This window comes from Ruegeria sp. HKCCD6604 (genome assembly GCF_013110635.1).
In the GTDB taxonomy this organism is placed as follows: Bacteria; Pseudomonadota; Alphaproteobacteria; order Rhodobacterales; family Rhodobacteraceae; genus Ruegeria.
Genome location: NZ_WVQW01000013.1, coordinates 1 through 24,130, shown reverse-complemented (window position 1 = coordinate 24,130; position 24,130 = coordinate 1). Strand labels below are relative to the sequence as shown.

Sequence of the window (24,130 nt, the reverse complement as noted above, 5' to 3'; positions counted from 1 at the left end):
CTATGGTCTTTGTTGGGTGGCCAAGTTCAGTTGGCGTAGAAGCGACGGGATCTTCTTTCGAAGGCCGAAGAACCCGGCCTTCGCATGAGGCCATGTTATAGCGTCGTACGGCCGCATTATCCTGTTCAAAGAAAGGCCTGCGTCTCTCAATACAGGTTCCGCACGATCCAGCCGTGACTGAGTGGGACCGACAGGCGCATAGGCTGTTGCAATGGTCGCAACACCTGCATTCCGTGCTGCCTCGATCAACGCACCACACCAGTCCTCGGTCGATTGCCCGAGTTTTCCGTGGGGTTCCAAAGCGTTGCTCATCGCGCCCTTGGCAAAATCCTGTACAACGTCTCCCAACGGGTTTGGGGATCGGCCATGCGTCGCCAAAAGTCCGATCTTGGCAACAGGCGATGTCGGCATCAATTGATGAGCTGACAGATCATCCTCTGTCAACAGCAACAGATAAGGGCTGTCTGAGGGCATGTGCGGACTTGAAAGGGGAACGAGCGGGTGATCTACCGGCTCGGTCAGCGGTTCTGCAAATTTGGCCAGGCCTTTAGGTTGAAACCGTCCTTCAGTGTATTTGGCAATATTGTCAGGGCGCGCGAGGTAAGTTTTGCCTTTCGTGTGCAATCCACCAACCCAGCGCCAGCTCAGCGTGTTCGATGCGGGATCGCCATCCAGCAAATGTCGCAAAAAGAAATCCGCGCCAAGCTGCCAGGGTAAGCGAAGTGTAAAAATCCAGATTGATGCAAACCACATGCGCGCATGGTTATGAAGGTAGCCTGTCGCCACCAGTTCCCGCGCCCAATGGTCGAAACAGTCGATGCCGGTATTGCCGTTCACTGCATCATTGAAACGGGCCTCTAGGCCCTCATCATCTCTTAACCGCTCACAAGCGCTCAGCAAATCCCGCTTATACAGTGACCAGACGCTGGGCCTTTGTTCCAGCCAACCCTTGAAGTACGTGCGCCAAAAAACTTCTTGCACGAATTTCTCCGCCGCGTCGAAATTATGCGACGCTAAAACCGTTGCCAGTACTTCTTTCTCCGTTATAAAACGGTGGCGCAGCCAAGGTGACAAACCCGAAACATTGCTGCGACGCTCAGTCCCAAAATCGTAGTTTCGCGCACTTGCGTAATGGCGCCCGGTGCGTCCCACGAACTGCTTCAGCCTTATAAGACCGTTGGTCCTTGTGGGTTTGAAATCAAACGTCTCTTTCGCTTCATCAAGTTCTGAAAACATCTCGGTCATGCAGCCGATCTGCATTTTTTTGAGCAGTATTTCACCTCATCCCAAACGTTTTCCCATTTCTTGCGCCACGTGAACGGGCGCTGGCAGACCGGGCAGACCTTCTGGGGTAAGTCGGCTTTCTTGCGCATCTTCATCACTGATCCTCCAGAGGCAGGCTGAGTTGCTTTTGATTTTGAGACGCCCGCGCGACTTTGCGAGGATTCCGCCGATTCTTTCGGCTGGCGTGTTTTGTCACGATGGCGTGTGCCTCGGAACGAAACTCCGCACTTCGGCGCACGCCCCAAACCCGCTCGCGCGCGGCCTTGGATGCCGCTAGATGGTCAAAAACACGCTCTGGATAAAGCGTTCCAATGATGTCTTTCGCGTTGTGAGCTTTCCAGGGTTCATGGATATGCTGATCCGCAACTTGGGACAATTCCGGCAACCATGTCCGAATGAACAACCCTTCTGGATCCTGATCATAGCCCTGCTTAACCGGATTATAGATGCGCACGGTATTGATGCCAGTGGTGCCTGATTGCATCTGCACCTGACTCCAGTGAATGCCCGGCTCATAGTCGGTAAACATGCGCGCCAAATGCTCACCCGGGGCCCGCCAATCCAGCCAAAGATGATAACTCGCAGTGGCCATCACCATTGCGCGCATCCGAAAGTTAAGCCAGCCCGTTGCCCGCAATGACCGCATGCATGCGTCCAGAAATGGATATCCCGTTTCGCCGTTGGACCATGCGGTCAAGAGCTGGGCATCAGGCGCTTTCGGCCGAAGACCATCGTAGAGCCGATGCAGATTTTCAAATTCAATCCGGGGTTCATCCTCAAGTTTCTGAATAAAATGGCAATGCCAATGCAAACGGCCCGAAAACGAGCGAAGCGACTTACGCCAATCTTTTGCCTGCGGCGGCAACCGGCGTCTCTGATTTTCAGTAGCTTGGGACACCTCGCGCATCGAAAGCGCACCCCAAGCCAGATAGGGCGACAGCCGCGAACACGCAACGGCCCCCTCCAAGGGGCTGGACATTTCGCGTTGGTACCTTTTGCCACGGTGGGTCAGAAAACTGCTCAGACGTTCCAAACCCGCAGCTCGTCCACCGGCTTGACGACCAACACATGTATCATCCCGCAAGCCAAGGTCGCGCCCCGTGGGAATATAGCCTGGTTCTACGTCGATATGCTTAAGCGCAACTGGTGAAGCAACGGGCAAAGCCATAAACCGATCCCAACGTTCCGCCCAGCCATCGCGAGACCTGAGCCTGCGAAGAACGCCATGGTTTTGTACTTCGTGCCACCGCACGCCGTGGTCCCTGCACCATGCAGCAACCTGACGGTCCCGCTGATACGTCCAATTGTTTCCTGTTTCTTCATGTGACCAAAGTACGTCTATCAGACCACGATCTTTTAACTCGGAAAGGACCGCCACAATTTGTCCCTTGCGCAAAATGAGTGGTTGTCCCAGTTTCCCAAGGTCATCACGCAACTCAGCGATTGTCTCAGCAACAAAGTTCCACTGCCGTGTTGACGCGTCAGGTTGCTGCCAAAGCTCAGGTTCAACCACATAGAGTGGCAGAACTGGCCCGACCTCAGACGCTTGCGCCAGTGCCGGATGATCATTTACCCGTAAATCCCGTTTGAACCAGACGACCTGCACGATACCTCCGTTTTCAAGGATTGTACGCATGGCCACTAGAAATGGATCTATGTTCCAGTCTTCCTCGCGTTCCGCTAGGACGTGGTTTTTTGCAGAGAAGCCATTGGCCTTCGGTACATGAATGTCGGAAGCGTTCGCGAACCCACCGAAAGCACGTGGCCAGAAGAAAAAGACCCCGACAAAGGTGACATTGGTAAGTGATCGGTCTGGGCCCTAAACCACCAAAAAAGGAGCGGGTTAGCCCATCTCTGTCTTATCTGTCTTATTTGAATTTCTGATTTCTGAGTAAAGGATAAAGAGACCAGCCCGTCGATTTGAACGCTACAAGGCACGGTTTGCAACGGACCTCAGAGCATCCGCCCCGAAAGCACTGTAAACGGGAGAGAGAGGTAATCAAACGGGACCATCTTGTTTGCGCATCGAAGACAGTAAGCTTGACTTATGCGGTATCAAGCCCCGTGGATCATGAGCTGCGCCAACCGCTGAGCTTGTGAGATTGCCGTAGTCATCTTCTGGTAGTGCAACTTTTCAGTGCCTTTCGGAAAACAGCGAGGTACCTACAAACCCCTCACCCTATTCGATAAAATTGCCCGCACGCCTGCAATTCGGGCGACGCAATCGCTAAAATTTTGCTAGCATCATCACAAGTTGCGGCCTCATAACGCATCTTTATGTCACTGCTGAACCCTCGTTTCTTCGGTATCTGCGCTAAGTCTTGCAACGGGACGGATGAAGCCCGCAAGACGAGGTCAAACAAAATGGACAAAACGGACAAAGCTGAGGTTGCGCTCACATCTGATGACGCCGCACCCCATCATTCGTTTGCTACGGTTTATTACGACGGATCTTGCCCGCTTTGCTCCGTTGAGATCGAGCACTATGCCTCCTGCGAGGGCGCTGAACGCTTGAGGTTTGTCGACGTTTCAAAACCCAATGTTCGAATTGATGAAGATCTAACGCGGCAAGAAGCTATGGATCGTTTCACTGTGCGTCGACCAGATGGAGAACTAGTATCCGGTGCACGCGCGTTTACGGAACTGTGGGGCACTTTACCTAAATGGCGTTGGCTGGCACGGGTGGCAAGCTTGCCGGGGATAACGCCTTTGCTAGAGCTTGCATATCGGTGCTTCCTGCCACTAAGACCGATGCTTTCGAGGATCGCGTCTTGGGTCGGAGCGAAGTCGGCTAACGAGACAGGTTCGTCGACATGATCAATCTGGACGATGGTCATTTCAATGGCTGGTTTGGCTCGTCAAACGGGGGCTCGAACCCGCACTTGGCAACACTCGCATCATACTCGCGCTTTGTTTTGGGTTGGTCACGCATATCGGTGCCGCGGGTTCTGCTATTGCTCGGTTTGCTGGGTTAGGAAGGATGGAGGTCGTTCAGATGACATACTTTGCAAGAAGCGCCTTTACAGGCAGCGAGGCACTCAATCGCGTGACCAACAAGAATATCCCCCCAATCTTTCGCTGAAGGTAAAGAATATCCATTCGCATTGGGGGCGGGATATACCCGGCCCGGGCCAAGGCCATGCCTTCCTTGTTCAGGTGGTTAGAGAGCGTTCGGTCAGAAAAATCAAATTCATTCGCGGATAGGATTGCGTCGAAAACAATGCGGATCATTCCGAGGATCCGGTCGTCGAACGGGCCATCACCTTCAACAAGCTTCAATTGGATGGCAGCGTTGCGAAGCTCTTCGTCATCTTCCCGCAGGCCTGCACGCAGCAGATGCATATACCCATCAATTGCCGATGGTTGCAGTGCTCGGGCCGCACCAAAATCCAAGAGGCTGATCTTCTCATTTGCCGGGTTGTATCGGTAATTGGCAAAATTTGGATCGCTTTGCATGATACCGAACTCGAAAACCTCGCGCAGCGTGAGATCGACCAAGGCTTCTGAGACTCGATTGCGTTCCTCTCTGGTCGCATCACTCACGGTCTCGATGGGTCGACCTTCCAGAAAAGACATCGTTAGAACTTCGGGAGTGCTCCAATCCGGAAAGAACTCCGGAATTTCGAAGGCTTCATCACCCTGCAAGAGGTCAGCAAAGTGGCGCATGTGCCACCCCTCGCGTTCATAATCCGTTTCTTCATGTAATTGACTGCGCGCCTCTTGAATATACGGCCCCAGATCAAAGCTTTTGGGAAGTAGACCGGACATTCGAACCAGCGCGGCCACATTGGCAATATCGCTGTCGATACTGCGAGCGATACCGGGATATTGCACTTTGATCGCCACATCGCGCCCGTCTTTCAAAGTTGCACGATGTACTTGCCCGATACTCGCCGCCGCAATGGGCCTTACATTGAAAGCTTTGAAGGATTTGCGCCAATCTGTACCCCAGGTTCGGTTCAGGACGTCACGCAATTGCTTCGGTGGCATGAAATGCGCCTGATCCCGCAAACGTGCCATGATGTCAGCCAGCTCAGGTGGCAAGACCTCGCCTGCATCCATCGAAATCAGCTGCCCCACCTTCATCGCTGCCCCTCGCATGCGCGAAAGCTGATCCGCGATCCGTGTCACGTTACCTGGGGTCATCAACAAACCACGCATATCGGGTCGCGCACCGCGACCGATCTCTCGAAGGGCGCGCACTGCCACGTTTCCTGCAATGCCTGCCGTCATGCTGCTTAAACCGGCAACACGGACCAAACGGCTTGTAGGAACTGCCAAAGAGGTTGGTGAGGATTTAGGGTCCGTCATCCATACTCACCAAAATTCCGTGCCCGGAGAGCCTTTGATGCGACCTTTCAAATTCTCGGTGACCCAACCTCCATAAAAGTCCCCGGGTTGCGGGATCACGCGATGCTTGCCAACGAAACAACCGTCCATAAGCCCGGCGTAAAAGGCGACATAGCCCTTTATCTGTTCAAACCTGGTGGTTGGTTCCTCGTAACTCCATGCGGCTTTTGTGGCCTTGGCCGCCCCGCTCTGAACGTCCCAGTAACTCGCAACGCCCTTCCATTCGCAGTATGACCTGACCAAGGTTTTTGTCAGAACGGCATCAATGTCATGCGGTGGGATGTAGTACGTTGGGGCGTGGTGGGTCTCGAGTACCTGAAACGCCTGATCGGTTTCTACGATTGTTCGACCGCCAAACTCTATCCGCACGTTATCGGGCACCTCCCGCAGCGCAGGTGGCCGCGGATAGTCTTGCACGTCTTCAATTGTCAAAGCTGTCATTGTCGGACCGGATTGTGTATTCGGCTGTTCCTTCTGCGAGATAGCGCGCCGACAGCGTTATTCTAGCGAAAGAGCTTTCAACACAAGGTAGGCGAACTTGAACCACAATTGGGCTTAGTATCAGCTTTGATCGGGCTGCACTGTTAGACCGACTTTGCAGCCAGAACCGTCAAAATGAATGTCCTAAGCCTGCCAGTTCGCCAACAGTTCGCCCATGCGCTCTAGGCCAAGGTCGAGATTGGCAGCAGCACCTCCTCCGACGCCTAGTCGGACGTGGTTCTGCATCCCGTAAGACGAGCCCGGTAAAAGAAATGTCCGATACGGATCGGCGAGCAAGCGTTTGGCGAAAACATCGCCATCAATCCCGTCAAGCCGTGCCAAACCAATCAACCCAGCCTGAGGTTTGACCCAATCGAGGCGGGGTTGTTCGGCAACAAACCGATCAAGGCGTTCCAGTGTTTTCATCCCATCTGCGCGCGCAGTTTTCATTGACTGATTGTATCGGTCAGGCCTTAAAGCGATTTCGGCAATGACTTCGCCGAGTATATTCATTATCTCGCTGGAGTTTTCCCGCAGAATTATGGCATCCCAAATCAGATCGGGATCACGGCAAATCATCCAGCCGGTGCGCAGCCCCTGGAGCCCCAATGCTTTGGAAACGCTGCCCGTCGTGATACCCCTAGGATACAAACCGGCAATCGAAGGGGCACGAGACCCGTTCCATTCCAATCCTGCGTAAACTTCATCAACAACCAGCCATGCACCGACACGGTCTGCAATTTGCACAAGCCTTTCCAGCTCTGCCCGGGTCATCAGGCGGCCGGTTGGGTTATTGGGGTTGGTGACAAAGATGAGCCGCGTGCGTTCCGTTACTGCGGCTTCAACTTCGTCCAGCGGCAATACCCAACCAGCGCTCTCTTCTCGGTCTACAACTTTGAGAGTCGCGCCAACAGCCTCTGCCAATACGCCCGCTTGCGGCCAGCCCGGGCGTTCAGTTACGACTTCGTCACCCGGTTGGACCAATTGAATGAATGCAAGATAATTGGCTTCCGCAGCGCCTGCGGTGATCAGAACATCATCTGGTTTGCAAACATCAGACAAGCCTGCGCGGTCCATCACATGTCGTCGTAAAGCAGGCAGGCCCCGAAAGCTCTTTTGGTTCCAATCCAGCGGCAGTGCTGGGTCCAACGCATCCATGAACTCACCCAAACGCGGCGACTCTGACAAGGAAAACCCAACGAAAGCTTCTGGATCCGCTTCGGTGGTATCCAGCAGGTACTGAAAAAGTGTGTGTATCTTGACTTTCATGCTGTACTCAAAATCCTTGTAGTCAATCAGGGAGAGAGTCTGTGCAAGCAGAAGGATTTGTCAAAGGGCGACCGAGTGACTTGGCAGTTCTGGACTACGGGCTGTTCAAGGTCCATTCCACCGGCCGCATTATTGGGATCTGCGGGTTTCTGGTCCGGACGGACTTAGGAGAAGCAATACTCATCGACACTGGGTTTCCTGAAAAATACGCGACCGATACCGACGCCGCAGTCAAAGAAGATCGATTGGACGAGTTCGGCGAGGTCCTGAAGTGTGAACCAGACAATCTGCCACGCGCACAACTGGCAAAACTCGGACTGACTCCGTCGGACATCACATTGCAGATTTGTACGCACACTCATATCGACCATATCGGCGCATTGGGCGACTTTCCAAGCAGTCCAATTCTTATCTCTTCCGCGGAGCGAGCCTTGCCTCGCCCATTGTATTGGGGCGATATACGGCCTTTGGAATGGCCCGATCAGGATTATCTCTTGGTTGATGGCGACGCAGAGATTGGACCGGGCATCTTCGTTTTGGCCTCACCCGGTCATGCGCCAGGTCAGATCGCCGTGATGGTCGATCTTCCTTCGGGTGCAATTTTGTTAACGAGTGATGCAATATCCCGACCGGCAGAAATCGACGAGAAGTTTGCAGGCTCATGGGACGAAGATGCCGCAATTGCCAGCGCAGACAGGTTGATGTGTCTAGCATCCGAGCGAGATGCCTTTGTAATCTATGGGCATTGTCCCAAGCAGTGGCCCGTTCTGAAGAAAGCACCAGAAGTCTACCGTTGATCCCAACCTGTGGCTCACTTTTCCCGAAAAGTGATGTCGCGCCTGCCAGTTATCTGACGTCGCGCCCTTGATTCAGAATAATCACGTTCCCGCTGGAAACATCACCGGCCGGCGAAATGAGAAAACTGACCCAAGAGGCGATTTGCTCGGGTAGCATCGCGCGACCATGCGGCATGGCATTAACGGCTTTCTCCAAGACTTCCTCGGTCAAGACATTGAACAAGGGTGTCTCGGTCATGGCAGGTGCCAGTGAATTCACACAGATTTTTTCGTTTGCGTATCGACGGGCAAGGTCTTTCGTAAGGGTATCCATAGCAGCCTTTGACGCCCGGTAGTGCGGAGGGTCGAAAACATCGAAATTGTAAGCTCCGTTCGAAGAGATATTTACAATCTTTTTGATGCCTTCGCGTTCCAGCATCAACTGAACCGCCTGCTGGCAACAATGGAACGCAGAGTTAAAGTTGATTGCCATCTGTTTTTCGAGTTCCTCGGGCGGAATGTGCGGGAAGTCGGACATGAAGCAGGTGCCCGCGTTGTTTACCAAAGCATCCAGACCGCCGTGCGCTGACTTAATGCCATCAAACGTCTGAGCAATAGCCATGGAATCCGTTAGGTCGACGGAGATCGGCGTGAAATCTGGGCCCAATTCTGTTGCCAGTTCGTCCAGACCCTCTTCATTAAGGTCCAGTCCAACGACGTGGACCCCATCTGCCCGCAATTGGCGGCAGATGGCCTTCCCCATCCCTCCCGCGGCGCCAGTCACAACCGTTGTTTTCATAGCAACTCCTCCCACCTTGGCATGAATTGGGGTACTTCGAGTTAAAGAAGGAAACTCACAACCCTTTTATCTGAAAGCTGCGAAAGTCAATTCTGCTTGAATTCAGTGCCCGCCCGTTTTGGGCTTTATGCGATCATTCTCTTCTGTCTGCTTGTTAGCTGCTCGGTGGACTAAACTGCCGACTGCTTTCATCACCTGCTTGCCGTCTTTTTTTTGAACTTGAAGGCAAGCCCGGCACTCAAGTGCTTTTCGATAAGCCTGCGGATGGCCCACGCACTTCTCCCCGGCAGAACGGGACTACAAGTGTAAGGGATGTTTAACTAAGCCTTCGCATTGCCGTTTCGATTTGACCACAAAACTTATCAATATCGCGCTCCAGCATGTCGCTTTCTCGGGTCTCATCTCTGACTGCGGTTAGTTCATCTACAACAGCCCACGCTTCCTTTTCTGGAGCCGCTTCAGCAATGCGCACCAAAGCTCGAATAAGGGCGGCCGTCACGAGGCCATTGCCCCGAGCGGCGCGTCTTAGAGCTGGCATCGAGTCGTGAAACAACGACTCTGCCGTGATGGATGGGTAAACCACCCGCACGGCTCCGTCGTCATCTCGATACACACCCGTGCAGAGCTTGGACGACCACGCACGGGCCAGAGAGGCCGATAGACGGTCGATGCAGACAATTGCGGTGAACGTGTCGTTGACACCCGGCGATAATGCCCGAAGTGCGATTTCAACGAGAAGATGGACAGAAAAACGGATATCTCCGTTAGGGTCTCGCGCGGGGATCAACGGAGCTGCCGCTTGCACCAGATCATTGAGGCTCTCATCAATATCACCATGAACATTGGCCAAAATGTCCGATGGAACCATAAAGTCACCAGGCTGCACATCAAAAACGACGACTGCTCCTGCTTGTTTGGCCGTACGCACCAGTTCTTCGGTGTTGATCGAGTTCACATAACCAGTTCCCGAAGCCGGGACCGGGCGCTTGTCTCCCTCCTCGGGGATTGCCTCTGAAGATGGAATATCTGCACTGTTTTCGATCGCGGTGCTCACTTGACCATCCAAAGCTTCAGAAATCCGCGCCGCCTCCTGATCAATGGTTACGCGCGTCGATACTGTATGGACGAAGAGCAGCAGCAATAGAACTGAGACGATTGAATAGATTATGCCAACCACCACGGCTAAGTTCACTGATGTGTCATCGCGTACCAACCACAAGATCATCAAGCTGTATAAAAACGTTGCTCCAAGTGAACCAACTGCAACCTGGTTTACCCTGTCTTCGCCAAAGCGTTGCAAGAGCCTGGGGCCAATAGATCCAGCTGCCAAGGTGTAGACCAGAAGAACAATGGAATAGACCATGACCAATGCGGACATGGATGCTGCCGAGATTGCGCTCAGTACATCGCTCGCAGTGCGATTCGAAACGCTGAGCCAATCGGAAGCGGACCAACCCCACTTCACAAGCGCTTGCTCGGTCTTGAAGACAATCCCAGCCACCACAAGACCTGAAAGACTTATGGCGGCAGGGATGGTTAGGAACCCGCGAAAGTATCTCACTAATTCTCTGGGTGTTTGCATTCCAGTCCCCATTCCCAACACGCGCTTTCTTAACGAACTCTGCTTTACGCGAACCGGTCGGCCGCTTTTTTCAAAGCACTCTGCATGTCATTCCATGCAGCCTCGTAGCCCTCTTTGACGTCTTCCCAGGCCTCGTCGCTGGTCGACTTCAACTCTTTCAGCTGAGCTTCTGCGTCTGACCTTACCTTGTAGAGCTTGCTGAGTTGTTCCTCGAGCTCGATCTTGGCATCCGCTTCCGCCACTTTCAGCTTGGCTTCAAGAACATCAATCTGGGCATTCCAACTATCCAGTTGCAGCTGTGCCTTCTTCTCGTACCCAACACGTGTCATGAGTTTTCCTTTCTTCTCAAACGGTGGTTCAGATCGACGGGAGCCGCCCACTAGGCCGCAACAATCGCCTTGAGCATCCAGACTGCTTCTTCATGCTTCGCCATCCTGGCGTTCATCAGATCCTCTGTAGCCCCATCGCCATAACGGGCGGCGGTCGCGGCAGTCTCACGCAGGTTTCGGGCGATCGCTTCATGGTCTGCAACCAACTGCTTGATCATACCTTCTGCGTCTTTGACCGTTTCTTCTTCGGTCAACTTTGCCTGGCTAACCATGTCAGTGAACGAAATCGGTGCCACCTGACCCAACGCGCGCACGCGCTCGGCCAATTCATCAGCGGCCTCAAACAGGTCACGATACTGACGCTCTGTAAGCTCATGGATCGGCAGGAATAGCGGGCCGACGACGTTCCAATGTGTGCCTTGCGTTTTCACCATCAGGATCATTGTATCGGCCAGTATTTCCGTCACCGCGTTGGCGATCCACGCATTTTTGTCGATGCCTGTATCGTTCGTTTCTTCCTGAACTTCAGACTTCAAAACTTGCTGTATCATTTTCACTCCATTTCGTTTCTTACAGAGTAGAAACTAGGGAGAAAATGGTAAATTTCAAATAAAATCATATACTTATTATAGGTATGCCACGCATAATGGGGCGCTTCATGATCATGGGTATCCAGCCCAACATGCCAACATTGATGTAGACACACAGGCCCATTGCCATACATGTTTGGAGTAACTGACGTAAGCTACTGAGGTCATGCCAGTGTCTGATCAAAATCGACCACCAAAGCGCACTGAAAAACTGCAACTGATGCTCGACCTCGAAGAGCTTAAGGCCATCGATGATTGGCGGTTCGAGAACAGACTGCCATCCAGAGCGGCCGCCATTCGTGAACTTATCCGTCGCGGTCTGATTTCCAATGAGTTCGAAGAACCACCTACTGACGCGCCTTCCGGTGAGTTTCGTGTTGTGGACGAGTGACAGAAGCATCTACAGCGCATCTCGTCTTTGGAAGGACATGACACTGACCCAACCGAACGATCCGGCGCGCGAGAAATTGTATGCTGATCTTGTTGCGTACTGCACACGTGACAGTAGGGCGATAGCCGCAATCCACCGGAGTATTTTGGCGATTTTCTGTACTGTGCAACACAGTGCTTTGTACCCAACTGATCCGCGAGGGCACTATTCGACTTGTCGGGTTAAGTTAAAGTCAACGCTCAGTTATTCCACTGGAGCCGATATAGAACGTGGTGTCCACGGAGACCTTTGAGCAGTCTGGGTTCTAGGCCGGAAAACGAAAAACCGGTCTGTCCGGCAACCATGGCGCGGGTCACATCTGAAACGAGTATTTCACCTGCCACACCAGCCGTTGTAATGCGTGACGCCTTGTTGACCACGGTACCGAAAAAATCTCCACGTGATTGCACGACATCGCCAGTGTGAATTCCAATACGAATTCCGAAAAACGGCTCTTCGGATACCGACGCAATGGCCTTCTGAATTTTGACGGCAGCCGCTAATGCTTCTTTCGCAGACGGAAAGACAGACAACGTTCCATCTCCAAGGGATTTTACGAACTGGCCATGATGCTTTTCAATGATCGCCGACAAGACCCGGAAATGGTTTTCGATCAGCACCGACCAACGCTGATCACCCAACGCCTCTGCCAATGCCGTACTGCCCTCCACATCAGTGAAAAGTACCGAAGCTAAACCTTCGGTTTGGGTCAGCTCGGGCCCTTCATCGCGTGCGGCATCAATCAGTTTTTGGATGGCCAGCTGTTCCTTACCCACAAGTTCAATATTCGGAGTGGGCACTGAAGCGTGGCGATTGATGATCTTCCAGGCTGCTCCCTCCAGGACAAAAATCAGGACGGTGCGATAGAAGACGGCTTCGTCAAAGCCGACAAATTGAATCTTATGGACAAAGGATGACCATCCCGTTTCTCCGTTTTCGAAGGCTTCCGCTTCAATTTCCTCGAAAACGACCGGTGCCGGGATTTCCGCAAAAAAGCCGCTAACCCCATCACGGACGGCTTGCCCGCTCCAATACTCGCCTTCGCCGGTTCCAACGAACCGAAGTTCTTCTGCCTTCGACAGAAAGTTCCGCAATTCCTCAGTATTCTTCTTGGTTCTGAGAATCTCATACCAACGCCTGGAAACTGCCAGCAGTTCAGGTGAGGAATGTATCATCGCAAGCAACCCGAGACGCTACATAGGAAGAGACCAAGAAGGCCTTGCAAACGGTATCCCCATTTTTCGAACAACGCAGGTCAATGCTGCCGCCGGGAATTGGTCAGATCAAGACTTTTGTGTTTCTTCAGGACATGACCTGAGCCCGCAAATCTCCTCCTGTTTTGCGTAGAGTCTTGCCAACTAAAGGACGGACAAGTGAAAGTGAGATTCACCGGCGAACAGATCATTCAGATGATCAAGCAACAGGAAGCTTGCGAGAATACGGGAATGTTTACTAGCGCTTTGGGATCAGCCAGAGCACCTTCTACAAATACAAATCGAAGTTTGGCGGCATGGAACTGTCTGACGAGGAGCTGCGTGCTTTGGATTCCGAGAACCGGCGGCTGAAGAAGCAGCTAGGCCGCAAATTCTGCCCACAGTTCATCAAAAACACCCCTGTATTTGAACCGCACGCTCCGCCGAAATCAAATTCTTGTCATCTAAACTGAAGGCCCGGTCACCCGTGAGAAATGATACATTGAGAGCATAAGCGTTTGTCAGAGTCCGGTGCAGTATTTGCATTCGGCCAGCAAAGAACGCCCGCAATTGATAAGCCACACCGGGCCTAGGTGCCTCAAAACGCGGCTTTCTTGCCATAGATTCCGTTCATTAAACTCAAGTTTAACGCCCATAGCCCTGCACGATTTGCCCAAAAGTCTGCACAGTCAGTATTTTGCGTTGGATTAAATCCTGCCGAATGTCTCTTTGAGTTCTGCGACTTGTTCTGCATCCAACGTTCGGGTTGGCATACCCCGCAGTGCCACGAGCAACTTGGCCGTTTCTTCCAACTCTTCTGCTGCACAGACCGCTGAGAAAAGATCCTTTCCCGAGACGACGGGTCCGTGGTTGGCCAACAGTACAGCACTGTATTTACCGCTCAATTCGCGGATCAGGTCACCAGATTTCGGATCACCCGGCTTGACGTATGGAACAAGTTTGACCGTGCCGACGCGCATCACCACGTACGGCGTCAACGGAGGAATACAATCATCTGGGTTGATGTCTTCCAGACACGACAGGGCGGTGGCCCAGGTCGAGTGCAAATGAACCACCGCGCCCGCTTCTGGTCGAGTCTCATAAAAGGCCTGATGCAGAAAAACCTCTTTGGTCGGCTTGTCGCCAGAGACGTGGTTTCCATCCAAATCAATCTTGGCGATGCGCTCGGGGTTGATATCTCCTAAAGTTGAGTTGGTTGGCGTCATCAGGATACCGTCGTGTAGACGTGCGGAGACATTGCCCGCAGTGCCGACGGAAAATCCACGCTCAAACAGCGAGGCACATAACTCCGACATCTGCTGCCGCAATACCAATTCTTCAGATTTCATGTGCCTGCCTCCATCATTCTGAGAGCCTTCAAAAAGAAGTTCGGAGCGCCAAAGTTTCCAGACTTCAACGCCAGCGCGATGGGTTCGGTTTTTCCAACGCTCAGGACCGGCACGCCCGGGTCAATCTCTGGCCCAACCGACATGGCAGGAGACCCCAGTGCCGCAGACACGGCTTTGGCGACAGCGCCCGACGTCTCCCCTCCTGCCACCACCAATCGCTTGCACCCCGTCAGGACAAGTTCTCGCGCGGTGTCTGCAAAGAGATTGTCCAGCTTTTCCGCTACTTCTTCCTGACCAAATTGGTTTTGGATCGCGCGCACATCTTCCGGGTTTCCCGACGAATATGCGAGCGGCGCCTGACCCAAGTGCGTTTCAAAGAATTCCAAAAGCGTTTGCGTGGTCACATCTCCGCAAATGACGCCCGGAACATCAATTGCGAAGGTCGGATGGGAACTCGCATGAACATCGATCTGCTCACGAGTAGCGCCTGAGCAAGACCCCGCAAGGATCGCCTCGGGCCCCGTGAAACCAGGGAACACACTGCCAGCACTATTGGGTGAAGTCCCTCTCAAGAAGTTTCTTGGTAACCCCAGTGCTATACCCGATCCCCCAGTAATGAGCTTGGCACCCTTTAGAGTTTCGCCCCAGGCCAACAAATCTTCATCCGAAATCGCATCGCCAATCACAAATCGTTCGTCGGCGTTTTTCAAAGCAGCAGCAATCGCCTCGGATCCTTGCTTCACGGCGTCAATGGGCACCAACCCGACCGCTTCTTTGGTCTGACGCTGCAACCATCGCCGGATGTTGGCATCCGTCATCGGAGTAAGAGGGTGATTTTCCATCCCAGACTCGTGCAACAGCTTGCCGTGCACAAAAAGATGTCCCTGAAAAACGGTACGCCCCGTGGTGGGAAAGGCCGGACAGAAAACCACCTTTTGCTCATCCAACTCGTTGGCGAGTGCTTCCGCAACGGGGCCGATATTTCCCTCCATCGTGGAATCAAAGGTCGAGCAATACTTGAAAATGAACTGACCGCATCCTTGATCCGCGAGCCAGCGTAGGGCGCGCAAGCTATTTGCAACAGCTTCATCGACAGGTGCAGTGCGGCTTTTGAGAGAGATCACACCCGCTTCGATCGCCTCGTCCGCCGGGGTAGTTGGAATGCCTGTAAACTGAGCCGTGCGTAACCCACCTTCCGGCTCAACGCCCTTTGCCAAGGTGTTCGCAATATCACTCGCACCAGTGAAGTCGTCCGCTATGACGCCGATCTTCATAATTTGATGTCCTTCGTCGGCCCTGGATCCAACCTATGGATATGCGGCGCTGCTCCGACGGGATAAATCTCGCGCACAAGTGGATCGTGGCCGGGCACTATGAGTCGAGGATGCGAAGCCAACCTCTCGAGCGTCTCGAAACCGTCCATCATGTCCTGCAGGTCGACAACGATGGGAAAGGCTTTGCGCGCCATGAAATTCTCGTAGTAATGCGAGGCATCTGAGGCGAGTACCATCCATCCGCCTGACGTCCTTACCCGAACGCATTGCAACCCGCGCGAATGCCCCCCGATGCAGTGCACAGTCACCCCATCTGCTATCTCGGCTTCTCCGTCGTAGAATATGACGTGGCCTGAATAGAGACGCTTTACGACCTCGCAAATATGGCCCGCCGAGAAAGGCGCACGCAGATGGTCGTGGCACATACAGGGGCCCGTGGCGAAGGCCATTTCCGCCGATTGCATATGCAACTTCGCGTTAGGGAACATATGCAGCCCCCCCGCGTGGTCATAATGAAGATGGGTCACGATGACATCGGTCACCGCTTCGGGCGAAATACCCAAGGGCCGCAAAGCCTCGCGAGGGTCCATCGCGATGGGACGACCCCGGGCAGTGGCCTCGCCGCTATCGTAACCAGTATCTACCAGAATGACTTTGTCGCCGCGTTTGAGCACCCAAACGAAGTAGTCCATCGCATGAGGCGCGTCGTGATTGTCATCGATGATGAAGCTATCAGCTCGCGTCCGGGCATTGCGATCTGCATATTTGACGGCGTGGATTTCCCAATTGTTCATCGAATGACCTCGGAATACTGGTGAACAACTTTGGCTTCTATCATATCAGCCACCGCAGCATCGAAGGACTTGAAATGCGGGCTTTCGAGGTGAACACCGAACGCGGCAGCGTCCTCATAAACTTCGTAGAGGAACACCGTCTCGGGATCGTCAACGAGGCAAACGTCAAACTGATGGCATCCGGGTTCTTCACGCAAAGAGGTTGAAGCGTTTTCGACCATCAGCGGTAAAAAGGTGTCTGTCGTACCGGGCTTGAGAGTGAAGGTGACAGTAACCGCAAACATCAGACAGAAATTCCTTTTAGGCGTGAGAAAGCGCGCTTTGCGACAGGCAGTTGGCTGAGGATCAGACCAATGTTGAGCAGCAGCAGAATGGTCGCACCGGGTCGTGAAAAGAAGACCGAAAGATCCCCGTCCGACAAGAACAGCGACCGGCGGAAGGTTTCGTCAAACAGGCTTCCCAGAATAACACCAATCACCAACGGGGCGATTGGGTATTTCATCAGGTTCATGAAATAGGCAACGGCACCCACACCAAGCATAAGGTAGAGATCATTGATGCCGCCACCAACGCTGAAAGATCCAATTGTTGTCAGAACCATAACGACGGGCAAGAAGATGGTCTGCGGGATGGCGAGTATCTTGATAAATACCCGAGCCGTGAAAAGCCCCATCAGGAACATTGTCAGGGATGCCAGCACAAGTATTGCAACCACGCGCAGAATGATCTCGGGGTCTATCGTCGGGCCTGGGATCACGTTGTTGATTTTGAAAGCGCCCATCAAAGCGGCGGCCGGTGGCGAACCGGGAATGCCCAACACCAAAAGCGGGATCAGAGCACCACCAATACAGGCATTGTTTGCAGTCTCAGAGCACAACAGACCTTCCAAAGAGCCTTTTCCGTATTTGTCGCCCTCGGCAGATACAGTCTTACCGACACCGTAGCTAACCCACCCGGCGACATCTTCGCCGACGCCGGGAAGTGCTCCTACCCCAGTTCCAATCACTCCTGACCGGCCAATGGTGGGCAGGTAGCGTCGGATGGAGCGTAGGTTCGGAAGAATGCGACCTTTCAGGGCCAGAACTTTCCCGGCCTCAACGTGCCTCAATCCATCAATGATTTGGGGGATCGCAAAGGCCCCCATCAAAACTGGCACAACCTGAAATCCGCTCATCAGGTAAGACCAGCCGAAAGTATAGCGTGGTTCAGACAACAGCGGGTCGAGCCCCACCATGGACATCGCAAGCCCGATCAGACCAGCGATCCATCCCTTGATCACCAGGTCTTCGCTCATCAAGGTGCCAGAAAGCAGAATGCCGAACAGGGCCAACAATGCTTTCTCCGGGCTTGCGATGTTCTTTGAAACCAAAAGCAGCGCCCAGACAAAAATCAAAAGCGTGATGGTCCCGATTACTGTGCCAATGAAACTGGCCGTCGTGGTGAGCCCTAGTGCTTCGCCCCCTCGACCCGCTTTGGCCAGAGGGTAGCCATCCATGGCCGTCGCAGCGCTGGCTGCCGTGCCCGGTATATTCAGCAGGATTGAAGGGTAAGAACCACCGTAAATCGCGCCGACATAGGCCCCGAGCAAGGCAATGAGCGAATAGTCGAGCGGGATTTTGTTACCGAAGAAGCCCGTCAAGATCGTCACGGCCAGGGTTGCCGTAAGTCCGGGCAATGCTCCAAATGCGATGCCCAGGAATACGGATGCGACCAAGTACAGATAGGTCAGCGGGTCCACTGCCAGGCCCACGAAAGCGGCCCCAAATCCAGCGAGTTGCGAAAGGATAAAGTCCATCCGGTCAGTCTTTCCAAAGCGGACGAAGCGTCACGTAGTAGTGGTATTCGATTTGCTTGAAGATCAGTCCGCCGCGCGCGGGCACGTTCTGCCGGAAAACAAAGGCCATCGCGCTTACAAGGATGAGCGGGGCAAGTATCGCCACCACTGGAACGAACCGCAAAACGCGTTCAGTAACCGCTTTGGACAACACCACAAGTGTAAGCGTGACCCAAACGGCCAATGTAAACCAATCATCACCGTGTTCATTCCAATCCGCCTGCGCGGGAAACACGGCGAACGCAAACAAACCGGCAGCGACAACTGCGACACAGGCCACCAAAGCACGCCGCGCATGACCCCCGTAATAGCCGTAAGTCAAAGCCGTGATCAGCAACCCAGAGCACAGAATGAAGTCCACTCTGGGAACCAGTCCGACTACATATGCAAGAAGGATCAGGCCTATTGTCGAAGCACGGTAGGCTTCGCACTTATCCCATCCAATCCCCAAGGCACTGAACGCGTTTTGAGCTCCGCCCGAACGGACCGAAATAGCCAGCAAAACGAAGGAAAGGACAAGTAACCCGCCGAAGATGAACAGCGGTACAATTGCAGCCGAGTTGTACCAATCAGATCCACTTACACCGGCGCGGTTTTCACCCCAAAGTGGAATGTCCAATGTCTTCCAAAGGAAAAAGAGGGACACTGTGATAAGAGCAATCGATGCCCAAAAATCGCGCGTCCGCAGGATCAGTGTTTCGTCAGGTTTGTCCATGGCCTGCCTCCTTCAGGAAAGGGCGCGATCGAACGCGCCCTTTCAAAATTGATCGGATTAGGGCTTCTCGATACCCAGCGAGGCCGGATCGACAGTGGCAGCACCAAGGTCCTGCAAGGTATAGGCAAAGGTAGCCTCAAGGTTCGCAAACAATTCTTGAGCTTCTTCGCCGTGCTGACCGCCGACATCGTATTTGTTTGCCGCAGCCCATTCAGCGACGGTGTCGGACGCAATCGCCTGCTCGAACGCAGCGCCAAGCGCAGCCTTTACGTCATCTCCGGCTGAACTGTGAACTGCAAACCCGATGGCCTGTTTGAGCGGCAGATACTGGTCGAGCCCGTCATAGATGCCAAAGGCAGATGGCACTGTTGTGCCTGCAATCTGCGCATCTTCGGGCGTCAACATTGCGAGCGGTTTAAGTTGACCGCCCTCAATCAACGGAGCCTGTTCAGCCAGTGAAGTCACAACCAACGCAACTTCACCCGCTATCGCCGCTTCCTGCCCGGGTGCTGAGCCTTTGTATGGAACAAATTTGAATTCCGCACCGGACCCTTTTTCGATGGCCAGAAGGTTCAAGTGGTGGATCGAACCTGCACCGGAAGCCGCTGCTGGAATAGTACCCGGAGCAGCTTTGGCAGCGTCGACCAGTTCTTCCAGCGTATTGTAAGGGCTGTCCGCTGGAACCGAGATCAGATCAGGCGATCCGCCGACAATAAACGGATACCAAAAATCAAATTTCTTGTCCCACCCCCCCTGCACAGCGGCCGTGACATTCGATTCTGACAGCCCGACCAATGTATAACCATCGTCTGGTTGGTTCATGACATAGACCATGCCGTTGGAGCCTGCGACCCCACCTGTTTGATTGATCACATTGATCGAGACCGGAAGGTGTTTTTCCATTTCGGCCATGATCATTCGGTTAATCGTGTCCGTGCCGCCACCGGCCCCCCAGACCACAGCTGTGGTGATATCACGATAGGGATAATCCTGCGCGGCAGTTGCCCCTGCGATCCCGGTCGCCATCACGGCTGCGGCCGCTAACCGCCCTAGCTTTAGTTTCATTTCCAAGTCCTCCCAAAACAACTTCGCGTTTATTGTTGCATTTATTTGCGTATACATTAAAGAATGCATTGTCAACGGACTGTAGTGGAAGCTGCTATCGCGCTATGAATGCAAAACGGGAAGGAAGCGGGCCAAAATGAAAAAGACTTACGATATCGCGGTTTTCCACGGGGACGGGATCGGCCCGGAAATTATGGCGCCTACGCTTGAAATTTTGCGCCATCTCTCGCGCGGTAATCCGACCTACGAGTTGGCGTTTACAGACGCACCAGCAGGCGCAGGCCACTACGCCAAAACTGGAGAATCTTTCCCAACAGGATCACTCGAAACTGCACGCAAGGCCGACGCGATTCTGCTGTCAGCAATGGGTTTACCGGATGTTCGATATCCTGACGGAACCGAGATTTCTCCTCAGATAGACCTGCGAAAGCAGCTTGGCCTTTTTGCTGGCGTGCGTCCGGCAAAGGTAAGCAGCGGACAAATGACCCCCTTGGCGCTGCCTCCCGGAAAAGAGATCGACTTTGTCTTGATCCGTGAAAGCACCGAAGGGTTGTTCTTCACCCAAGGAACGGGCGAAGTCACGGAAGATGAGGCGCGTGAAACCCTGCTGATCACCCGCGAGGTATCCGAAAAGCTATTCCGCTTTGCGTTTGATCTCGCCAACAACCGCAAGGCGTCCGGTCGCGGCCCGGGACGAGTAACCTGTGTCGACAAAGCCAATGTATTCCGCGCCTTTGCATTCTTCAGATCAATCTTTGACGCCGAGGCCGCACGCCATCCCGATTTACAAGCAGACCATGCTTATGTTGATGCGACCGCCCTCTGGATGGTCCAGAAGCCTTGGGAATTCGATGTTTTGGTAACTGAGAATATGTTCGGAGATATCCTCTCTGACCTTGGTGCAGGTCTTATGGGCGGTCTTGGACTGGCTCCTTCAGCAGATATCGGATTGAACCACGCCGTGTTCCAACCCTGCCACGGCTCCGCTCCGGACATTGCGGGACAGGGTGTTGCCAACCCTTTTGCAATGTTCCTGTCCGCGGCAATGATGCTTGAATGGTTGGGTTTGACCCATGATCACCCGGAACTGTCCAGCGACGGCGCTCGATTGCGCGAGGCCGTAGAAAAGGTGGTGGCGAACGGTCAAAACCTGACGCGAGACTTGGGCGGCAAAGCTGGAACTCAGGAAGCGGCCTCAGCGGTATTGGAAGCATTGCCGGCATGAGTACTAAAGAAGCCATTCGGGTCGCGTGTGTAGGTGCGGGATACTTCAGCAAGTTCCACTACGAAAGCTGGTCAAGAATGCCTGGCGCTGCTCCAGTTGCATCCTGCAACCGTGATATCAAAAAAGCGAGGGAAACAGGGCTGGCGGCTTATGATGATCTGTCGAAAATGTTGGAGGCAGAAGAACCAGATCTCGTGGACATCATCCTTCCTCCTGTGGCGCAGGCCGAGGCCATCCGCACGGCACTGCGGTTTGGTATCAAGTGGCTGATCTGCCAAAAGCCATTTTGCTTGTCTCTGGGTGAAGCGGAGGAGGTTGTTTCCGAAGCAGATGAGGTTGGCGCAACGATTGTCGTACACGAGAACTTTCGCTTCCAGCCTTGGTACCGCGCAATCAAGGAAGCGATGGCTGAAGGTCGAATTGGAACGCCTCTACAAGCGACTTTCCGGCTTCGGCCCGGCGACGGACAGGGACCACGCGCCTATCTTGACCGGCAGCCCTACTTTCAGGACATGCCGCGTTTCCTCGTTCATGAAACAGCGGTTCACTGGGTAGACACGTTCCGGTTTCTGTTTAATGCGCCCAGCGCGGTTTATGCCGACCTGCGTCGAGTGAACCCCGTTATCGCAGGCGAGGATGCAGGTTACATCTTGTTTGATCACCCCAACGGCTTGAAAGCTCTGTTCGACGGGAACAGGTGCCTTGATCACAGTGCCGAAAACCTGCGCCAAACCATGGGCGAAGCGCTTATTGAAGGAACGAAAGGATCGCTGGTTCTTAACGGCGACGGTTCAGTTGAACTGCGCGCTTTTGGAAAACAGGAGCGACAGCAGATTCTACCTCCGAGCGATCACGAAGGATTTGGAGGAGACTGTGTCCACGCCTTGCAAAGTCACGTCATTTCGGGCCTTCTACGGGGCACGCTGTTGGAAAACACGGCCCGAGAATATTTGGATGTGATCCGCATAGAAGAGAAAATCTATCTCTCGGCTGCGGAGGGACGAAAGATCAACCTGGAGACGCCGTGAAGGATCAGGACGCAAAAACTCTTTCCAATACACAACGCGCTGTAAGGGATTTGCGGCGGATGATCCTATCCGGCGAACTTGCAGCCGGGACTGACCATCTGGAGTCGGAACTCGCCGAAACCCTTGGCATGTCCCGCACCCCGATACGAGAAGCTGCGCTGATGTTGGAAAGTAAGGGGTTGCTGGAAATGCGGCCCCGCAAGGGTGTGCGGATACTGCCTGTTTCATCAGATGATATGCGTGAAATTTACGACATATTGACGGAACTCGAGAGCCTCGCAGCACAGCGCGCAGCCGAAGCAGGTTATTCAGATGATGAACTGTCGGTACTTGCTGGATCGATTGCAAAGATGGACCTAGCCATCGACGCCGAAGACCTTGAAGCCTGGGCAGAGGCCGATGAGCTGTTTCATCAGGAACTCGTGCGTTTAGGTGGCAACAAACGGGTCGAAGCGATTGTGGCCATGATGAGCGACCAGGTTCGTCGCGCACGCGCAACGACACTGTTTATCAGGCCGCTACCAGTCAAATCCAATGAGGATCATCGTGTTGTTTTCCAAGCGATAAGTGAAGGTCGGCCGGATGTGGCGCGTGAACGCCATCGAGAACACAGGCTCCAAGCCAAGACTATGCTTTGTGGGATACTCGAGAAGCATCGGCTCAACAGCCTTTGAACCACTTGGACGGCTCTTCGAAAATTCATTAAATCGCTAGCACCACGGGATAATTTGCTGCTCCCAGCTTGTTGCAGCCATTTGGTGAAGTTCACCGAGGGTCTACTCCTCAAGTGTAGAAGACATTTATTCTCGGCCGGAAAAACTCCGTACCAGAGTTGTGTTATGATGCCTCCAATTATGGAGGAAAAGTTGTTTCGCTATGTTTTGCCCCTCGCTCTCATTTTGGGGAACCCAATCCTTGCTCAGGATGCAATAAAACCGTCTGGGCTTTCTGGACCTTCTGGTCGCCCTTATTCACCTTACGCTGAGCGTGCGTATCCAACTCAAGTCTATTTTAGAGACACCCACGTTCATACTGGACTGTCCGGGGATGCTGGCGGCGGCGGGACACGCCTGATGCCGCGAGATGCTTATCGGTTTGCGCGTGGCGAAGAGGTGATCTCTAACACGGGTCAACCAGTAAAACTTTCGATACCTCTCGATTTCTTCATGATTACAGACCATTCGGATGCGATGGGAGCAATCACCGACATCATTGGGGGTGCACCCAACATCCTGGCGGATGAGCAAGGCAGATATTTCCACGAGGAATTCAACAAAGGTGGGGAAGCCGCCTTGGCAGCTGCGCTTGAGCTTACCGCGGCATTTGCTCAAGGACAGGTTTCCCCTGCGCTGAACTATCAACCCGGCAATCCCGCTTACGCCCGTGTTTGGGACGACATTATTGATGCCGCGGAGGAGTACAATGACCCAGGCGTGTTCAGTACCTTCATAGCCTATGAATGGACATCTCTCGTTGCAGGGAACAATTTGCACCGAAACGTGATATTTCGCGACGGCCCTGAGCTCACAAGGCAGATACTGCCTTATACAACGACGCCCCCGGTAGGCTCACCAAACCCTCGTGATCTTTGGAAGTGGTTGGAAAACTATGAGCAAACAACCGGCGGGCGTGTGCTTGCTATTCCGCACAATGGAAACTTATCGAACGGCTGGATGTTCCCGCTCGTTGACGATTTCGCAGACGGGGTACCGTTAGATCCCGCATACGCAGAAGCGCGAAACAAATGGGAAAGACTATACGAAC

Annotated in this window: 26 protein-coding genes and 1 pseudogene; 8 read left to right on the top strand and 19 right to left on the bottom strand. The window is 53.6% G+C overall.

The features are described from left to right. The 4 genes and pseudogenes from GS614_RS20350 to GS614_RS22295 form a co-directional block, all read right to left on the bottom strand. Positions 1-1,245: an FAD-binding domain-containing protein gene (locus tag GS614_RS20350; RefSeq protein ID WP_171727188.1), complete on the bottom strand. Its 1,245-nt coding sequence runs from the start codon at positions 1,243-1,245 to the stop codon at positions 1-3. Continuing rightward, entirely contained in the window at positions 1,242-1,373 is a 132-nt protein-coding gene (locus GS614_RS20345; protein ID WP_371809425.1) for a DUF2256 domain-containing protein, read from the bottom strand. The genes GS614_RS20350 and GS614_RS20345 overlap by 4 nt, the downstream gene beginning before the upstream one ends. Before the next feature lie 5 nt (positions 1,374-1,378). Beyond that, positions 1,379-2,452 carry an FAD-binding domain-containing protein gene (locus GS614_RS20340; protein ID WP_253285479.1) on the bottom strand — a complete coding sequence of 358 codons (1,074 nt, stop codon included), beginning with the start codon at positions 2,450-2,452 and terminating at the stop codon, positions 1,379-1,381. A 111-nt stretch (positions 2,453-2,563) separates the two neighbouring features. Then, positions 2,564-2,920, bottom strand: a pseudogene (locus GS614_RS22295) (deoxyribodipyrimidine photo-lyase); the annotation flags it as partial. A 641-nt stretch (positions 2,921-3,561) separates the two neighbouring features. Between GS614_RS22295 and GS614_RS20335 the strand changes: the two are divergent. Continuing rightward, positions 3,562-4,101, top strand: coding sequence for a thiol-disulfide oxidoreductase DCC family protein (locus GS614_RS20335; protein WP_371809423.1), 540 nt, complete (start codon positions 3,562-3,564; stop codon positions 4,099-4,101). Positions 4,102-4,275: 174 nt separating this feature from the next. On the opposite strand, the gene GS614_RS20330 is transcribed toward GS614_RS20335, so the two are convergent. From GS614_RS20330 to GS614_RS20320, 3 genes are all read right to left on the bottom strand, one after another. Further along, positions 4,276-5,295 (bottom strand): ABC1 kinase family protein, encoded by a 1,020-nt coding sequence (locus GS614_RS20330; RefSeq protein ID WP_371809422.1) that lies wholly within the window; start codon positions 5,293-5,295, stop codon positions 4,276-4,278. A gap of 306 nt (positions 5,296-5,601) precedes the next feature. Further along, positions 5,602-6,075, bottom strand: coding sequence for a DUF427 domain-containing protein (locus tag GS614_RS20325; protein WP_171331616.1), 474 nt, complete (start codon positions 6,073-6,075; stop codon positions 5,602-5,604). 183 nt (positions 6,076-6,258) lie between these two features. After that, complete coding sequence (locus GS614_RS20320) at positions 6,259-7,383, bottom strand: pyridoxal phosphate-dependent aminotransferase (protein WP_171331617.1); 1,125 nt, start codon at positions 7,381-7,383, stop codon at positions 6,259-6,261. Between the two features lie 41 nt (positions 7,384-7,424). Between GS614_RS20320 and GS614_RS20315 the strand changes: the two genes are divergently transcribed. Beyond that, on the top strand, positions 7,425-8,180 hold the full coding sequence (locus tag GS614_RS20315; RefSeq protein ID WP_171727186.1) for an MBL fold metallo-hydrolase: 756 nt from the start codon (positions 7,425-7,427) through the stop codon (positions 8,178-8,180). 49 nt (positions 8,181-8,229) lie between these two features. Here the strand turns inward: GS614_RS20315 and GS614_RS20310 are convergent, their stop codons facing one another. The 4 genes from GS614_RS20310 to GS614_RS20295 all read right to left on the bottom strand — a co-directional run bounded on the left by GS614_RS20310 (position 8,230) and on the right by GS614_RS20295 (position 11,420). Next, positions 8,230-8,958, bottom strand: a complete 729-nt coding sequence (locus GS614_RS20310) for an SDR family NAD(P)-dependent oxidoreductase (protein WP_171727185.1) — start codon at positions 8,956-8,958, stop codon at positions 8,230-8,232. A gap of 316 nt (positions 8,959-9,274) precedes the next feature. Then, positions 9,275-10,540, bottom strand: coding sequence for a DUF2254 domain-containing protein (locus tag GS614_RS20305; protein ID WP_171727184.1), 1,266 nt, complete (start codon positions 10,538-10,540; stop codon positions 9,275-9,277). A gap of 44 nt (positions 10,541-10,584) precedes the next feature. Next, positions 10,585-10,869: a coiled coil domain-containing protein gene (locus GS614_RS20300; protein WP_152456639.1), complete on the bottom strand. Its 285-nt coding sequence runs from the start codon at positions 10,867-10,869 to the stop codon at positions 10,585-10,587. A gap of 50 nt (positions 10,870-10,919) precedes the next feature. After that, positions 10,920-11,420 carry a Dps family protein gene (locus GS614_RS20295; RefSeq protein ID WP_171171700.1) on the bottom strand — a complete coding sequence of 167 codons (501 nt, stop codon included), beginning with the start codon at positions 11,418-11,420 and terminating at the stop codon, positions 10,920-10,922. 211 nt (positions 11,421-11,631) lie between these two features. Between GS614_RS20295 and GS614_RS20290 the strand changes: the two genes are divergently transcribed. Beyond that, on the top strand, positions 11,632-11,850 hold the full coding sequence (locus GS614_RS20290; protein ID WP_152456637.1) for a hypothetical protein: 219 nt from the start codon (positions 11,632-11,634) through the stop codon (positions 11,848-11,850). A 239-nt stretch (positions 11,851-12,089) separates the two neighbouring features. Here the strand turns inward: GS614_RS20290 and GS614_RS20285 are convergent, their stop codons facing one another. Further along, a complete protein-coding gene (locus GS614_RS20285; protein WP_171641865.1) occupies positions 12,090-13,064 on the bottom strand; it encodes an adenylate/guanylate cyclase domain-containing protein in 975 nt (324 codons plus the stop codon). Positions 13,065-13,354: 290 nt separating this feature from the next. On the opposite strand from GS614_RS20285, the gene GS614_RS22540 reads away from it, so the two are divergent. Further along, entirely contained in the window at positions 13,355-13,555 is a 201-nt protein-coding gene (locus GS614_RS22540; RefSeq protein WP_371809424.1) for a transposase, read from the top strand. Between the two features lie 234 nt (positions 13,556-13,789). Here the strand turns inward: GS614_RS22540 and otnC are convergent, their stop codons facing one another. From otnC to GS614_RS20250, 7 genes are read right to left on the bottom strand one after another with little or no spacing between them, the layout of a single operon-like run. Continuing rightward, on the bottom strand, positions 13,790-14,431 hold the full coding sequence (gene otnC / locus GS614_RS20280) for a 3-oxo-tetronate 4-phosphate decarboxylase (RefSeq protein ID WP_171364190.1): 642 nt from the start codon (positions 14,429-14,431) through the stop codon (positions 13,790-13,792). Continuing rightward, positions 14,428-15,705: a 3-oxo-tetronate kinase gene (otnK, locus tag GS614_RS20275; protein WP_171727183.1), complete on the bottom strand. Its 1,278-nt coding sequence runs from the start codon at positions 15,703-15,705 to the stop codon at positions 14,428-14,430. Before otnK ends, otnC begins: the two co-directional genes overlap by 4 nt. Continuing rightward, on the bottom strand, positions 15,702-16,499 hold the full coding sequence (locus GS614_RS20270; protein ID WP_171727182.1) for an N-acyl homoserine lactonase family protein: 798 nt from the start codon (positions 16,497-16,499) through the stop codon (positions 15,702-15,704). The genes otnK and GS614_RS20270 overlap by 4 nt, the downstream gene beginning before the upstream one ends. Beyond that, positions 16,496-16,783 (bottom strand): putative quinol monooxygenase, encoded by a 288-nt coding sequence (locus GS614_RS20265; protein WP_171727181.1) that lies wholly within the window; start codon positions 16,781-16,783, stop codon positions 16,496-16,498. Before GS614_RS20265 ends, GS614_RS20270 begins: the two co-directional genes overlap by 4 nt. After that, positions 16,783-18,294, bottom strand: coding sequence for a tripartite tricarboxylate transporter permease (locus GS614_RS20260; RefSeq protein ID WP_171617633.1), 1,512 nt, complete (start codon positions 18,292-18,294; stop codon positions 16,783-16,785). The genes GS614_RS20265 and GS614_RS20260 overlap by 1 nt, the downstream gene beginning before the upstream one ends. Before the next feature lie 4 nt (positions 18,295-18,298). After that, the gene (locus GS614_RS20255) at positions 18,299-19,048 is read right to left on the bottom strand and encodes a hypothetical protein (RefSeq protein ID WP_171206344.1); all 750 of its coding nucleotides are present in this window, start codon (positions 19,046-19,048) and stop codon (positions 18,299-18,301) included. 57 nt (positions 19,049-19,105) lie between these two features. Further along, entirely contained in the window at positions 19,106-20,113 is a 1,008-nt protein-coding gene (locus GS614_RS20250; RefSeq protein WP_171206345.1) for a tripartite tricarboxylate transporter substrate binding protein, read from the bottom strand. Between the two features lie 136 nt (positions 20,114-20,249). Between GS614_RS20250 and GS614_RS20245 the strand changes: the two genes are divergently transcribed. The 4 genes from GS614_RS20245 to GS614_RS20230 form a co-directional block, all read left to right on the top strand. Continuing rightward, entirely contained in the window at positions 20,250-21,338 is a 1,089-nt protein-coding gene (locus GS614_RS20245) for an isocitrate/isopropylmalate dehydrogenase family protein (RefSeq protein WP_171727180.1), read from the top strand. After that, positions 21,335-22,366, top strand: coding sequence for a Gfo/Idh/MocA family protein (locus GS614_RS20240; RefSeq protein ID WP_171206346.1), 1,032 nt, complete (start codon positions 21,335-21,337; stop codon positions 22,364-22,366). Before GS614_RS20245 ends, GS614_RS20240 begins: the two co-directional genes overlap by 4 nt. Next, a complete protein-coding gene (locus GS614_RS22535; RefSeq protein WP_171727179.1) occupies positions 22,363-23,040 on the top strand; it encodes an FCD domain-containing protein in 678 nt (225 codons plus the stop codon). The genes GS614_RS20240 and GS614_RS22535 overlap by 4 nt, the downstream gene beginning before the upstream one ends. Before the next feature lie 165 nt (positions 23,041-23,205). Then, a partial coding sequence (locus GS614_RS20230; RefSeq protein WP_171727178.1) for a DUF3604 domain-containing protein occupies positions 23,206-24,130 on the top strand: 925 nt, incomplete at its 3' end.

What these genes read in the sequence shown, in the direction of transcription:
- GS614_RS20250 (WP_171206345.1), bottom strand. Translation starts at nt 20,113, where the DNA reads ATGAAACTAAAGCTAGGGCGGTTAGCGGCCGCAGCCGTGATGGCGACC.
- GS614_RS20255 (WP_171206344.1), bottom strand. Translation starts at nt 19,048, where the DNA reads ATGGACAAACCTGACGAAACACTGATCCTGCGGACGCGCGATTTTTGG.
- otnK (WP_171727183.1), bottom strand. Translation starts at nt 15,705, where the DNA reads ATGAAGATCGGCGTCATAGCGGACGACTTCACTGGTGCGAGTGATATT.
- GS614_RS20310 (WP_171727185.1), bottom strand. Translation starts at nt 8,958, where the DNA reads ATGAAAACAACGGTTGTGACTGGCGCCGCGGGAGGGATGGGGAAGGCC.
- GS614_RS20240 (WP_171206346.1), top strand. Translation starts at nt 21,335, where the DNA reads ATGAGTACTAAAGAAGCCATTCGGGTCGCGTGTGTAGGTGCGGGATAC.
- GS614_RS20245 (WP_171727180.1), top strand. Translation starts at nt 20,250, where the DNA reads ATGAAAAAGACTTACGATATCGCGGTTTTCCACGGGGACGGGATCGGC.
- GS614_RS20320 (WP_171331617.1), bottom strand. Translation starts at nt 7,383, where the DNA reads ATGAAAGTCAAGATACACACACTTTTTCAGTACCTGCTGGATACCACC.
- GS614_RS20300 (WP_152456639.1), bottom strand. Translation starts at nt 10,869, where the DNA reads ATGACACGTGTTGGGTACGAGAAGAAGGCACAGCTGCAACTGGATAGT.
- otnC (WP_171364190.1), bottom strand. Translation starts at nt 14,431, where the DNA reads ATGAAATCTGAAGAATTGGTATTGCGGCAGCAGATGTCGGAGTTATGT.
- GS614_RS20265 (WP_171727181.1), bottom strand. Translation starts at nt 16,783, where the DNA reads ATGTTTGCGGTTACTGTCACCTTCACTCTCAAGCCCGGTACGACAGAC.
- GS614_RS20295 (WP_171171700.1), bottom strand. Translation starts at nt 11,420, where the DNA reads ATGATACAGCAAGTTTTGAAGTCTGAAGTTCAGGAAGAAACGAACGAT.
- GS614_RS20325 (WP_171331616.1), bottom strand. Translation starts at nt 6,075, where the DNA reads ATGACAGCTTTGACAATTGAAGACGTGCAAGACTATCCGCGGCCACCT.
- GS614_RS20350 (WP_171727188.1), bottom strand. Translation starts at nt 1,245, where the DNA reads ATGACCGAGATGTTTTCAGAACTTGATGAAGCGAAAGAGACGTTTGAT.
- GS614_RS20260 (WP_171617633.1), bottom strand. Translation starts at nt 18,294, where the DNA reads ATGGACTTTATCCTTTCGCAACTCGCTGGATTTGGGGCCGCTTTCGTG.
- GS614_RS20305 (WP_171727184.1), bottom strand. Translation starts at nt 10,540, where the DNA reads ATGCAAACACCCAGAGAATTAGTGAGATACTTTCGCGGGTTCCTAACC.
- GS614_RS20345 (WP_371809425.1), bottom strand. Translation starts at nt 1,373, where the DNA reads ATGCGCAAGAAAGCCGACTTACCCCAGAAGGTCTGCCCGGTCTGCCAG.
- GS614_RS20270 (WP_171727182.1), bottom strand. Translation starts at nt 16,499, where the DNA reads ATGAACAATTGGGAAATCCACGCCGTCAAATATGCAGATCGCAATGCC.
- GS614_RS20285 (WP_171641865.1), bottom strand. Translation starts at nt 13,064, where the DNA reads ATGATACATTCCTCACCTGAACTGCTGGCAGTTTCCAGGCGTTGGTAT.
- GS614_RS20340 (WP_253285479.1), bottom strand. Translation starts at nt 2,452, where the DNA reads ATGGCTTTGCCCGTTGCTTCACCAGTTGCGCTTAAGCATATCGACGTA.
- GS614_RS20335 (WP_371809423.1), top strand. Translation starts at nt 3,562, where the DNA reads ATGTCACTGCTGAACCCTCGTTTCTTCGGTATCTGCGCTAAGTCTTGC.